This window comes from Thiothrix litoralis (assembly GCF_017901135.1).
Classification (GTDB): Bacteria; Pseudomonadota; Gammaproteobacteria; order Thiotrichales; family Thiotrichaceae; genus Thiothrix; species Thiothrix litoralis.
In genome coordinates, this window is the sequence record NZ_CP072801.1 from 2,232,315 (window position 1) to 2,245,157 (window position 12,843).

General features: G+C 53.9%; 13 protein-coding genes. 10 read left to right on the top strand and 3 right to left on the bottom strand.

Going from position 1 to position 12,843, the window contains the following annotated elements; all coding sequences use genetic code 11:
* The first annotated feature begins 2 nt into the window (after positions 1-2).
* From J9253_RS10780 to J9253_RS10810, 7 genes are all read left to right on the top strand, one after another.
* The gene (locus J9253_RS10780) at positions 3-644 is read left to right on the top strand and encodes a NuoB/complex I 20 kDa subunit family protein (protein WP_210221019.1); all 642 of its coding nucleotides are present in this window, start codon (positions 3-5) and stop codon (positions 642-644) included.
* 5 nt (positions 645-649) lie between these two features.
* A complete protein-coding gene (locus tag J9253_RS10785) occupies positions 650-1,186 on the top strand; it encodes an NADH-quinone oxidoreductase subunit C (protein WP_228291352.1) in 537 nt (178 codons plus the stop codon).
* On the top strand, positions 1,179-2,351 hold the full coding sequence (locus J9253_RS10790; protein WP_210221020.1) for an NADH-quinone oxidoreductase subunit D-related protein: 1,173 nt from the start codon (positions 1,179-1,181) through the stop codon (positions 2,349-2,351). Before J9253_RS10785 ends, J9253_RS10790 begins: the two co-directional genes overlap by 8 nt.
* Complete coding sequence (locus tag J9253_RS10795) at positions 2,348-4,150, top strand: FAD-dependent oxidoreductase (RefSeq protein ID WP_210221021.1); 1,803 nt, start codon at positions 2,348-2,350, stop codon at positions 4,148-4,150. Before J9253_RS10790 ends, J9253_RS10795 begins: the two co-directional genes overlap by 4 nt.
* Complete coding sequence (locus tag J9253_RS10800; protein WP_228291353.1) at positions 4,147-4,641, top strand: ferritin family protein; 495 nt, start codon at positions 4,147-4,149, stop codon at positions 4,639-4,641. The genes J9253_RS10795 and J9253_RS10800 overlap by 4 nt, the downstream gene beginning before the upstream one ends.
* A gap of 147 nt (positions 4,642-4,788) precedes the next feature.
* A complete protein-coding gene (locus J9253_RS10805; RefSeq protein ID WP_210221022.1) occupies positions 4,789-5,805 on the top strand; it encodes a glycoside hydrolase family 26 protein in 1,017 nt (338 codons plus the stop codon).
* Positions 5,806-5,821: 16 nt separating this feature from the next.
* Entirely contained in the window at positions 5,822-6,130 is a 309-nt protein-coding gene (locus tag J9253_RS10810; protein ID WP_210221023.1) for a hypothetical protein, read from the top strand.
* A 77-nt stretch (positions 6,131-6,207) separates the two neighbouring features.
* Here the strand turns inward: J9253_RS10810 and J9253_RS10815 are convergent, their stop codons facing one another.
* Entirely contained in the window at positions 6,208-6,423 is a 216-nt protein-coding gene (locus J9253_RS10815) for a hypothetical protein (protein WP_210221024.1), read from the bottom strand.
* Between the two features lie 709 nt (positions 6,424-7,132).
* Between J9253_RS10815 and J9253_RS10820 the strand changes: the two genes are divergently transcribed.
* Complete coding sequence (locus J9253_RS10820; RefSeq protein ID WP_210221025.1) at positions 7,133-7,705, top strand: YceI family protein; 573 nt, start codon at positions 7,133-7,135, stop codon at positions 7,703-7,705.
* On the opposite strand, the gene J9253_RS10825 is transcribed toward J9253_RS10820, so the two are convergent.
* Both J9253_RS10825 and J9253_RS10830 read right to left on the bottom strand, forming a co-directional pair.
* Positions 7,702-8,589: an ATP-grasp domain-containing protein gene (locus J9253_RS10825; RefSeq protein WP_210221026.1), complete on the bottom strand. Its 888-nt coding sequence runs from the start codon at positions 8,587-8,589 to the stop codon at positions 7,702-7,704. The genes J9253_RS10820 and J9253_RS10825 overlap by 4 nt on opposite strands.
* 3 nt (positions 8,590-8,592) lie before the next feature.
* A complete protein-coding gene (locus tag J9253_RS10830) occupies positions 8,593-9,624 on the bottom strand; it encodes a DUF6174 domain-containing protein (RefSeq protein ID WP_210221027.1) in 1,032 nt (343 codons plus the stop codon).
* Positions 9,625-9,830: 206 nt separating this feature from the next.
* On the opposite strand from J9253_RS10830, the gene J9253_RS10835 reads away from it, so the two are divergent.
* Both J9253_RS10835 and acuR read left to right on the top strand, forming a co-directional pair.
* Positions 9,831-12,005 (top strand): hypothetical protein, encoded by a 2,175-nt coding sequence (locus J9253_RS10835; RefSeq protein WP_210221028.1) that lies wholly within the window; start codon positions 9,831-9,833, stop codon positions 12,003-12,005.
* A 190-nt stretch (positions 12,006-12,195) separates the two neighbouring features.
* Complete coding sequence (gene acuR, locus J9253_RS10840; protein WP_210221029.1) at positions 12,196-12,834, top strand: acrylate utilization transcriptional regulator AcuR; 639 nt, start codon at positions 12,196-12,198, stop codon at positions 12,832-12,834.
* Positions 12,835-12,843 lie beyond the last annotated feature (9 nt).

Sequence of the window (12,843 nt, forward strand, 5' to 3'; positions counted from 1 at the left end):
CTATGAAAGAAGAATTACTCAAACGTATCGTGAAAACGCCTGATGGTCAGGAAATCGAGATCGAGCCGCTGCTGGATTATTACTGTCAGGAAGGCCCGACAGTACAGCCGCCCGCTTACACCGCGATTATCGAAAAGCTGTTCAACTGGGCACGTTCCGAGTCGCTGTGGATTCTGGGTTTCGGCACCGGCTGCGGGGCGATTGAAATGCGCCCACTGATGACACCGCGTTTCGACGCTTACCGTTATGGCATTCAGTGGCGGGCGACGCCTCGGCAGTCCAATTTGTTCGTGATTTCCGGCTATTTGTCGGTGAAAACGCTCAAGCGCGTGATCCGCTCCTACGAGCAGATGCAAGGGCCGAAATACGTGGTGGGACTGGGTTCCTGCACCATCAACGGCGGCATGTACTGGGATTCCTACAACACCATCAAGCGGCTGGACGATTACCTGCCGGTGGATGTGTACATCGCTGGCTGTATGCCGCGCCCGGAAGCCTTGCTCGCCGGGTTTGAAGAACTGAAAAAGATTATCCGCGCAGGCAAAGCGGAAGGCGCTAATCAATATGCCGAGAACTTTGCATGGTACAAGGCAAACCAGAAAAGCGTCATCCACGATTGGGATATGCCGGACTACAACTGGTGATGGTTATGCAGGCACTTTACGACACCTTGAAACAACGCTTCCCGCTGGGCGAATTTACCGCGCAACGTGACAATCTGGCGTTCATCACGCTGGAAGCGGTGCGGCTGTACCCGCTGCTGCGTTACCTGCGCGACCACGAAGGTTTTTCCCATCTGGTGCTGCTAACGGCGGTGGACTGGCTGGAAGAGGGGCAATTCCAGCTCACTTACCTGCTCAACAATCGCACCAAATGTCAGGATGTGGGCTTGCGGGTCATGATTCCGCGTGATCAGGCCAGCATGGAAAGCATCCACGACCTGTGGCCTGCCGCCAGTACTTACCAGCGCGAACTGCGTGAAATGTTCGGCATCGACTTCCCCGGCAGCCCGCGCGTCAACGAGGAATTCATTCTGGAAGGCTGGAACGATATGCCCCCCTACCGGCGCGATTTCGACACACTGGAATATGCCCGCAAAACTTACCGTGACCGCCCCGGACGCGAAACCCGCGACCCGGCGGCGCACATGAAACAACAACTGTACGGGGACAAAGGCGATGTTTGAACTAGACCGTAGCCAGTACCCACAAAAGAAAGCCGACGGCACGCTGGACATTGACCTGACCTCCGGCAAATACCTCAAGCTATGGCAAGGCCCGCAGCACCCCGGCATTACCGGCAATATGGCGATTGAGCTGACCGTGTGCGGCGACGAAGTGGTAGAAGGCAAAACCCACGTCGGCTACCTGCATCGCGGCTTTGAAAAGCTGATGGAACGCCGCACCTTCATGCAGTGCTTCCCCATCGTTTGCCGTATTTGCGTACCGGAACCGGATTTCAACGAATACTGCTACGCCGCCGCCGTCGAAGAACTCGCTGGGCTGGAAGCACCGGAAATGGCCAAATGGATCCGCGCCATGATCCTCGAAATGGGGCGGCTCAACAGCTACCTGATGTACCTCGGCGGACAAGCGGGCGCACTCGGCCTCGGCGTGATCGGGCAATGGACAACCTACGTGCGCGACCTGATGCTCGACCGTTTCGAGGAACTGACTGGCGCTCGCATCTACCACATGTTCATCCTGCCCGGCGGGGTGCGTGACCGGCTGCCGGACGGTTTCGCCGGGCGCATGGAAGACACCTTGCAGGAAATCGAAAGCGTGATGGCCGATGTCGAGCGCGTCATGTTCCACAACGCCGTATTCAAGAAACGCACCGTCGGTGTCGGCGTGATCGAACCCGGCTGGGTAGACAGTTACGGCATCACCGGCCCCAATGCCCGTGCCGCTGGAGTCGCCAAGGATGTGCGCAAGGATCAGCCCTATCTGGTCTACCCCGAACTCGATTTCGAGATCGTCACCGGCAAGGATTCCGACATTTACACCCGTGCCGATGTGCGCCGCCGCGACCTGTTGCTGTCAGTCGATTTGATCCGGCAGATACTGGTGAAAATGCCCAAAAGCGGCGACGTGATGGCAGCGTTGCCCAACGTGTTGCACTGGAAAATCCCGCGCGGCGAAACTTATGTGCGTGGCGAATGTTCGCGCGGTGAATACGGCTATTACCTCGTTACCGATGGCAGCGGCTACCCGCGCCGGGTGAATGTGCGCGGGCCGTCCTACACCCATTCCATCGCCCTGTTTGAACGCATGGTGGTGAACACCAATATTTCGGATGTCGCTGCCCTGCTGGTGTCACTGCACACCTATCCACCGGAGATCGAAAGATGAGTATCCGTGACGTTATCTCCCCGTTTACCGCGTGGAAAAACCTGTTTCGCGACCCGGTAACGATTAAAGACCCGCTCAACGAGCGCCCCGGTTCCGCCCGTTATCGCGGCTTCCACCAGAACGACATGAGTAAATGCATCGGTTGCGGCACCTGCGAAACCATTTGCCAGAACGGCGCAATCGACATGCTGCCGGTGGAAGGTATTCCCACCGTGCAAGGCGATTCCGGCCTGCGCCCACGCATCGACTACGGGCGCTGCTGCTGGTGTGCGCTGTGCGTGGATGTGTGCATGACCGGCTCGCTCACCATGTCCAACGAATACAAGTGGATCGAGAGCGACCCCGACAAATACCTCTACATGCCCGGCGTGGACAAGAAGCATTGGGACAATGCCGAGCTCGGCTACCAGCGCCACGAAGAAAAGCACCTGATGCCGGTTGAGCGCATCGAGATGCCGGAACTGGAGCCAGCAGCGCGGATCGACTCCTTTGTCGAAATCGTCCACGGTTACAGCATCGAACAGGCCAAACTGGAAGCAGACCGCTGTGTATCCTGCGGGCTGTGCATTGCCACCTGCCCGGCGCACATGGCGATTCCCCAATACATTCAGGCGGTACGCGACGGCGATTATGAACGCGGCGTGCAATTGCTGTATGAAACCAACCCGTTTTCACAGGTCTGCGGCAGGGTTTGCACCCACCGTTGCGAAGATTCCTGCGCGTCACGTCACGAAGGCGACCCGATCGCTATCCGCTGGCTCAAGCGCCACATCATTGATCAGGTTCCGCAGGAAAAGGTCATTGAGCTGATCGGCAAACCTGCTGCACCAACTGGCAAGAAAGTCGCCGTTGTGGGTGCTGGCCCGGCTGGTTTGACGGCTGCGTTTGACCTTGCCCGCAAAGGCCACGCGGTTACGGTGTTTGAAGCGCAGGCGGCTGGCGGCGGCATGACCCGCTACGGCATCCCCGAATACCGCCTGCCCTACGATGCGCTGGACCGGGACATTGCCGTGATCACCGCGATGGGTGTCGACATCAAATACAACCAGCGCGTTGGCACAGACATTGCCATGCAGCAACTGGAAAGTGATTACGACGCGGTGATGCTAGCAATCGGCCTGCATCAGGGGCGTTCCACCCGCATCCCCGGTTCCGACCATCCGCAGGTACGCAAGGCCGTTGACCTGTTGCGCCAGATTACTGCCGGTGAAAAGATCGAAGTGCCCAAATCCCTAGTCGTGATCGGCGGCGGCAACGTGGCAATGGACATTGCCCGCAGCATGGCACGTCTGCAATTGCAGCAACATGGCGAAATCCGCGTCACCCTGACGGCACTGGAAGACAAGGCGCACTTCCTCGCCGACCCGGTAGAAATCAAGGAATCCGGCGAAGAGCAGGTCAACATTCTCGACAGCCGTGGCCCGCAAGCCTGCGTCATTGACGACGACGGCAAACTGCTCGGCCTAAAAACCTGGAAAGTCCTGTCGATATTCGACGAAGAGCACCGTTTCGCCCCAAAATACGACGAATCCGACGAACAGATTCATGAAGGCGACATGGTGATTGAGGCCATCGGTCAAATGGCGGATGTCAGCTTGCTCGGCGATACCCTCACCGAAAAGCTGGAATGGAACCGTGGCCGCATCCAGATCGACCGCAACGGGCGCACGTCCGAACACTGGCTTTGGTCAGCAGGCGATTGCGTCAAAGGCCCGGATGTCATCAACGCCGTTGCCGACGGACACCGCGTCGCCGCCAGCATCGACCGCGTATTCACCCAGCAGGAGGTAAAATCATGAGCGAAGCCAGCATCAACAGGCTGAAAAGCAAAACCACACTCGGGGAAATCCTCGAAGTCGCCACCGAATTTGAGCGTACTGCCCGCGATTTTTATGCTGACCTCGCCCCCAAGGTACGCAAAAATATCCGCTGGCTGGTGCAGGAACTGGCGGAAGAAGAACAGCGCCATTACGACCTGTTTACGGAACTGGCGGCGCGAGATGATATTGGTGGGCAACTGAAAGCCGAGATCGAACGTCCGGTCAGTGATCACAAATTTTCCGATTGCATTCAGTTACCCGACCTCGGCGAGCAGCCCGATGATCAGGCTGTGCTGCAATATGCCTTGATGCGCGAACACGCGGCGATGGAACAGTATCACTCATTGGCGCAGAGCACAGAACCGGGGCCGATTCACGACCTGTTCCTGTTCCTTGCCAATGAGGAAACCAAGCACAAAAATGAGCTTGAGAAGGTTTATTACGAAATCGTGCATAGCGGTGGGGTATAAATCACCACAGTAACCCTCATGGGTTACAAACAGACCAAAAGCTATTGGTTCACCTTGGCGAAAACACTATTAATAGTAGCAATTTACCTATATTATTTATTAATAGAAAAATTCAAACCCCCAATAATACAATAATGAGGTGTCCCCATGAGCAACCGGCTCATTCTCGGTGCTATCGTCGCAGCGGCGTTATGCACTCCACCCGCCATTCAAGCAGATACCATGCTTGGTGCCTATGTTAAAAGCGATGGCTGGTCTCTCAGTGCAATGGATGAATTTAATTTAGCCACGGGAAAACCGATGGCAGTGACGAATTTATTTACTAATTTTGACTATCACTGGGGCTATTTGAAGTACCAGTCAGACAATATTATTTCCCGGGGCGGCGTACCTTTGATTTCGTGGATGCCCGCCACTTCTACCCGCCTGAATGCCAACCTGCTACCGGAAATTGCCGCCGGGCAGTGGGATGCGTATATCGACCGTTGGATCAACGGTTTCAAATGGTGGCGCTCCGGCGTACCGGCTGGTTCCCATTCAAACATCATGTTGCGGTTCGGACATGAATTCAATGGCAACTGGTATCCGTGGGGCAATGACCCGGAAAACTTCAAGGCAGCTTGGCAGCATATTCATGACCGCTTTGAACAAGCTGGTATTAACCCTTATATCGAATGGGTCTGGTGCGCCAATAATGCCGACGTAGATTCCGTTAAAGATATAACCCGTTATTATCCTGGTGACGCTTATGTCGACTGGACATCACTGGATGGTTATAACTGGGGCAGTAATTACTCCTTTTCCAGTTGGAAAAGCTTTGATGAAGTATTCAGCGCACCCTATAACAAGCTGATTGACAACTACCCAAGCAAACCCATTCTTATTGCCGAAGTCGGTGCTCCCGAACCAAGCGACTTACCCAACCCTAATTACGGCCAAAATGGTAATGACACTGACCGCCATGAAAGCAAAGAAGCTTGGGTTGCGAATATGTTCACCCGTATTGAAGAATCTTACCCCGCCATCCGCGCCGTTAGCTGGTTCAATATCAACAAGGAGCTAAACTGGGCATTGGATCAACCCAATAACACCGGATTGACGGCTTACAAAGCCACCACTCAAAGCTCGCATTACAGCAGCACTTATAGCCCTATTACCCAATAATTGATGAAGGAGAGTAATGATGAAAACCCTGACATTAACGTCTCTCGCGTTTAGCATGACCCTGCTGGTGAATACTGGCGCATGGGCAGAATCGACGACGCCAAATGCAAACGTGCCAACCTCCGCAACACCGACCAGACCTGCCTCGAATAATAACAGTGATGCCCATAAGACTGCTGCCGCTGCACGAAGGGCTTTAGCATTAAGCAAGCGCCCTGCCATTGTGGGCGTTGAAAAGCTGGCACTTGAAGCTGAGGGGCTACGTCAGTTAACACCCGCAGCAATCTATAATTGGCGTTTAAGCCGCCTCATTCCTGATATTTGAGCGCCACGGGTACAGCACATCAATCCAACGACGACCCGCCCCACCATTCTCGGTATGGGCGGCAATTTCGAGGCGGGTTACTTTACATTCAGTGATGTAATGCCCGTCTGCTGTCCCTGCTTATTATAAGCGTACAGCAACGAGCCTTTTTGCACGCTGATCGAGCTGGCGGTATAAGCCTTCAGACCATCGGTAGGCCATCGACTCGGAGCAGAAATCGAAGTGACTGCCTGACCGTCCTGATCGTAGATGTAAATTAATGTGCCGCGCTGCACTGCCTTGCTAATAGCCATGCTTAAATCTCCTTAGTGTGGTGGGAATCTGTGATCCCATTAGAATTTTCAATAATTGCGCTGATGATAGCGCGTAAAACCTGAGAATGATTGACCTAAATCAACCAGAATCTCCCTCAAAACCGAGCCATCACGAAACTGACGGATATATCCGACAAACGGTAGAACCAACCCCATTGAAGACACAACCACCTCAAAACGTTCGTCGGATGTATTGCGCTGCCTATTGATTAGTGAAAGCGATAAACTTCTGCTGCTCCGTGGCTACTGACCCGCCCATGACTTCGGCGACAGCACCACCAAACATGCGACCCAGCAAACCTGCATTCATACAACCTACTTGTAATAATCCTGAACCTGCCCAATCGCACCCTGACTTATCGTTTTTTCTAATAACTTGAATATCAAACCCCACCTCAGGGGACACTTTGAAGTTACACCCATACCCGCCTTCATGCCTTGATGTGTATCAAGCAAACCCGCACGGGCATTGCACCAATTTGATAAAAAAGCACTTTTTGTCAAAACATGTCCAGCGTTTACTTGCCGGAGATTTGTGGGTATAGCACTGACAAAGCAAGGGCTGATCGCTGTCCATGACCATAAAATTGAACGGGTCAATATCGAAGGCTTGAAAGCCATGCTAAGTATCGACTTTTAAGTTAAGGTACAATAGCCGAAACGCCAACAATGACGAGGGATATATCTGATGCAACACGTATTGAAACTGCTGGGGGCAACTGCCCTGACTTTCGCCCTGCTCTCTGGTTCTGCCTTCGCTGACTGGACGCTGGATAACAGCAAATCCGCCCTGTATTTTGTCTCGATCAAGAAAGAGAATATCGCCGAAACCAACACCTTCAAAAATCTGACTGGCCTCATCACCACAGCCGGTCAGGGTTCATTGAATATTGATTTGGCCAGCCTGAGCACCAATATCGACATCCGCGACCAGCGGATGCGCGACCATCTGTTTGATACTAAAACCTTTCCCAATGCGACGGTCAGCGTTGACTTGAGCAAAACCGGGATCAATCCCGGCATCCAGACCGTGAACGTCACGCTGGATCTGCATGGGGTCAAAAAAGACATTCCCGCCACCGTGGCGATTACCGAAGTGGGCGACACCGTGCAAGTCGTCACCGTTGCCCCGGTTTTGTTGAATGCGGCAGACTTTGATCTGGCAGGCGGCTTGACGATTTTGCGGGAAATTGGCGCAGTCAGCAGCATTAGCAATGCCGTACCCGTGACGTTTTTCCTGAGTTTCGTCAAACAGGCTTAAGGCAACACCCCCAAATGCCGTAGCAGGGCGTCACTCAGCGCCCCTGCTGCTACCTGATCGAAACCCGCAAACATTGGGTTGGTATTGATTTCCAGAAATTGCAGTTCGCCGCTCACCACATCCGTCTTGAAATCGGCGGCAGCAAACGTCAGCCCTAAATGGTCGGAGAGCTTTGCCAGCTTTTCAACCAGATCGCCGGGCGGCATAACCACTGCCATGCGTGTGGCGGCAGAACTGCGGTAATCCAGCGCATCCGACACCACCCGAAACCCGAACCACTCGTGACCGATACGGAATATCCGCATCTCAGGTTGTTCCAGACGACGCTGCACGATTTGTGGATACGACAGAATCGTATTGCCCTGCCCTTCATGCTTGTCGAGCACGGTACAATAGGCCCCCCCCGTGACGGGTTTCACTATCCAGTCACCGCTGTCGTGCAGTTGATCCATCGCGGGAATATCATTGCTGATATAGGTATCCGCCACGTTAAAACCCAGTTCCAGCGCCAGCCGCAACACATGCGGCTTGTTAACGCCCCCGCACGCCAGAAAACGGCGGTTACACACCGTAATATCCGGCGAGCTTAACAACCAGCCGGATACCGTAACGAACCATTCCCGCGCCAAAGCATTATCCTGCACATCATTGCTTTTCAGGTAAGCAAACACATCCTGACGGATGAAAGCGGCAGATACCTGCACACCTTCACCATCATCCAGCAAGCGATTCTGGCGAATGTCCCAATGCAGGCGCGGGGAACCCGATTGCCCAGTCAGCAGGCTATGCACCGGAATACCATGCAGCGCCGCCCGTTTCAACAGACGCACCATCTGGGGGTCAGTATCACCACCTGCTAATAACAATCGGGTTCTGTTTGCCATTTATTAATCCGCCTTGATAGGAGGGCCAAGATAGATAGGCAGCTCGTTAGTGAAACCACCATCTTCCTCACCAATCGCTAGTGTGGTCGCAATCGGTGGTTCTACCGGTGGCTTGATTGGGCCAGGCGTAATACCACCGCCGTCTTCTTCACCCACCGCCAACGTCGTAAAGACTGGCTCAGGCTGGAAGTTGGAAATCGTATAACTCACCTCGTCATCCACTGCTTGCCCGATCTGATCAATGTAGATCGAGGTTGGCAAGCCGAATTGCTTGTCATACGTTGCATCGACTTGCGCCGCACCACTGTTGATACCCTGCTGAACGAGATTAAATAGGCCATCCCCATTCAGGTTATACACCGACTGTTTATTGTATTGCCGATCATCAGGAATCAGTTCCCCAGTATCCGCGTAACGTGCCTCGGTGACGCTACCATCCCGCACTTGAATATTAATGGGACGCGTCGACTCCGGTGTGCAGAAACAACTGCGCTGGAACGTCAAAGAATAATCGCTGATACCCAACGAATCCCACTTCTTGAGATTAGTATTCAGTTGTTGTTGCGCCGTGGAAGTCGTGCCACCACTGTTAATGGCTTTCACATCTTTAGCTGTCAGCTTCTGCCGGGAAATTTCCCCGCCGGTAATCCCACCAGAAATCACCAACGTATCGCCTGCGCTCAGCTTGCCATCCTTTTTGCTATCCAGCACTTCATAGGTCAGTGAACCACCGATATTGAAACGCTCACGGATTGCTGCATCCTGTTGCTTGCTCAGCTCCAGCGGCTTGTCTACCGGCGTGGGGGGTTTTGGCCTGCAACCTTTGCCAAGCTGATCAATCAGTTGCTGGATAAGTGCCATCAACGCATCATTGTTGCCACCCAGCGGGTTACGCGCCTGATCCTGAATGCCCGTAACGGCGTTCTTGAGTGCTGTAGAGGTCGCCGTCGTCACCTGTGAGGATGAGCTGCTGCTGGATGTCTGGTTGTTGGGTTGGCTATCCCGAACCCCACTTCCTTGTGTTATAGCTGTCATGTTGAATTCTCCGCTTATAAAGTTTATGCCTAGTTTGGCACTTAAGTTCTTAACCCAAGCGCCTGAGACATGACAATCATCATCAGACAGGCAGACAACATCCTCCTATCAACGGATAGGGCAAGCATCCCACTTGAACCCAACGCCGATTTGCTTTACAACAACACCTACTCGCAACTATCGCATTAATCGCCTTTGGAGGAACTATGGCAACTCGGGAAGAACTCAGCGCACAAGCATCCGCCTGCAACGACGCAGCCTCTTACGCAGCACTCGCCAAACAGGCAGCCGCAGAACCAGCCGATCTGGACTACGCCAAAGAACTGCTGGCAAAAGGCGAATCCAACTGCTCCTTCCCCGATCATTACGTAGCCGTTGCCGAAGGCTATGTGGCCGCCGGTGATCACGACAAAGCCGCCGCCCTGTATGACGAAGCTGCAAATAGCTGCTTTGATGCCAAAGAAAAAGCCGAAACTGGCTACAGCATTGCCAAATACCTCGGCGACCGCGACAAAGGCCGCGCCCTGCTGGAAGAGGCCATTGCCGAAACCACCAACACCACCGAATTACTGTCTTATGCCGGGTATGTTCAGGATGCTCTGCAAGACAACGAATTAGCCAACAAGCTGTTCAGCAAAGTCACCGCCAACTGCAAAAGCATTGCCGATTACCAGAAACTGGCGACCGACATCAAAAACAGCGGCAACCCCACTACCGCGCTGATGGTCTTCAAAAAAGCGGCACCTTCCAGCAATGACACCACCGATGTGGTCGACTTCGCCAAGGGTCTGAAGGACTTGTTTGGGGATGATAAAGAGGTCGCCGCCACCCTCGCCGATGCTGAAAGCGGCTGCATGTTCCCCGGTCAGTTTGTTGCGCTCGCGGGCGGTTTCATCAACCTGCTCGACGACAAAGCCAAAGCCGAAGACCTGCTCGAACAAGGCAAAAACTTTGCCATGAGCGGCGAAGAAAACCTCGACCTTGCTACCGGCTACGCCAGCTTGCTCGGCGACCAGTCCACTGCTGCCGACATGTACAACGTTGCCCTCAACGAATTCAGCAACAAAGATGACCTGCTGAAACTCGCGGGCTCCGTTGCCGCCAACATGGATGACAAAAGCATCGCAGGCAAAGCATACGACAAGCTCGCCAGCAAACTCAGCAACCCGGCTGACATCGCCATGCTGGCAAAAGCGGTCAACGACAACCTCGGCGACAAAGACAAAGTAGCCAGCCTGTATGCTGCTGCCGAAGAAAAGGCCACCACTGCCGCCGCGCTGGTCACACTGGCAGGCGAAGTCAACGCCAACCTGCAAGACCCCGCCAAAACCAATGCGCTGTACGCCAAAGCCGTGGACGCTTGCAAAGTCTACACCGATGCCACCAGCATCCTCGAAGCGCTTGCCAAAAACCCGGCGGATGCCGCCCTTGCTGCCACTTCCCTGCAAAAAGCGCTGGAGTTGACCGAAACCAATGCCCAAGTGCTGGACGTTGCCCAACGCGCCCAAAAGCTCACCCCCGGCGACAACACCGTGGTAGAACAGGCACTCGACAAAGCCGAAGCCAACGTCAGCTCACTGGACGAAATGCGCAAACTCGCCAACGCATCCAAGCAATTGCTGGCTGATGACACCGAGCGCAACGAGCGTATCGGCGCGAAACTGGCCAAACGTGAAGCCAGCCAAGCGCGTTACACCGAATTCCAGAATCAGGAAAAAACCCTGACACGCCCCGGCCAGTTCATTACGCTAGCCAGTACCGTGGTCGAAGAACTGGAAGATACCTCCTACGCCACCCAGTTGCTGACCACTGCCGAAGAAAAGATGCAGGCAAACACCTTCAGCTTTGCCGCCTACCAGCCGCTGATCGTTGCGGTTGGCAATCTGGTGAAAGACAAAACATGGCTGGCGCGTTTGCTGGACTTGGCTGCCAGCCACAGCAACACGTTCGCGCAAGTACGCAGCCTCGGCGAAACCGTCAGCAAGCAGCTCAGCGACACCGCTTTCGGCAAGGAATGGACGCAGAAATTCTACAGCGCCCAACTCGACAAGCTGGATGCGGGCAGCGCCAGTACTTTCGAGTACAACAAGCTGGCGAAAGTAGTCAAGGAACACCTCGGTGACGACACCCAAGCCCAGCAAATTCTGGACAAAGGCGAAGCCAAGGCCGAAAGCCATTTCCATTTCGCCTACATGGCAGAACTGGCGCAAAAATGGGGCAATGCCGACAAAGCCAAAAGCCTGTACGACAAAGCGACTGCCGCTTGCCACAATCCCGCGCAGCAACGCGAACTTGCCGACCTGATGCGTAAAGCAGGCGTTGCCAATAGCGTGACGCAAGCTGCCACCCAAACCCAAGGCGGCAAAGGCACTTACTGGTAAGGTCGAATGCAAAAGCAGGCTAACCCGATTTTAGCCGGGTTAGCCTGCGATGCATCTGGCGCAATAATGAAAATGTCTTGGGTGTTTTTAAAAAAAATGTGTGAGCTAGGTTAGATGCATTGATTTGACAACAGCGTTTTTAGGGGAAAACGCCTTGATTTAACTAGACGATCGGTCTAATATTGACGGGATGGAAAAACACAGCACTAATATCCGTCGCCGTGGTCGGCCACCCAAGCGATTGGATGAACAGTTCGATACTCGCGAAATGCTTCTGCGTGCAGGTGTCGAGGTTTTGACGGAGAAAGGTTTCAGTGCGACAGGTATTGACGAAATTTTGCGGCGTGTCGGTATCCCGAAGGGGTCGTTCTATCATTATTTCGAGAGCAAGGAAGCCTTTGGTGCTGAATTGATTGCGCGGTACGGTGCCTATTTCGCACGCAAGTTGCAGCACCATTTGGATGATGAGTCACTCTCACCGCTTGAGCGCTTGAAAGCCTTTGTTGCGGATGCTCAGTCCGGGATGGCTAAATACGGTTATACACGTGGCTGTTTGATTGGCAATCTTGGTCAGGAAATGGGGGCGCTACCGGCATCCTTTGGTGAGCGCTTGAGCGCGGTATTTACCGACTGGCAGGAACGGGTAGAGCGTTGTTTGTTAGCGGCGCAAGTGGCTGGTGAGATTCCACCGGACATTGACTGCGAGCAACAAGCCGCCTTTTTCTGGATTGGCTGGGAAGGGGCGGTGTTGCGGGCAAAACTTGAGCGTCAACCTACTGCTTTGCGCATTTTTTCTGATGTTTTTTTCACCGGGTTACAACGCCGGTAATTTTTTATC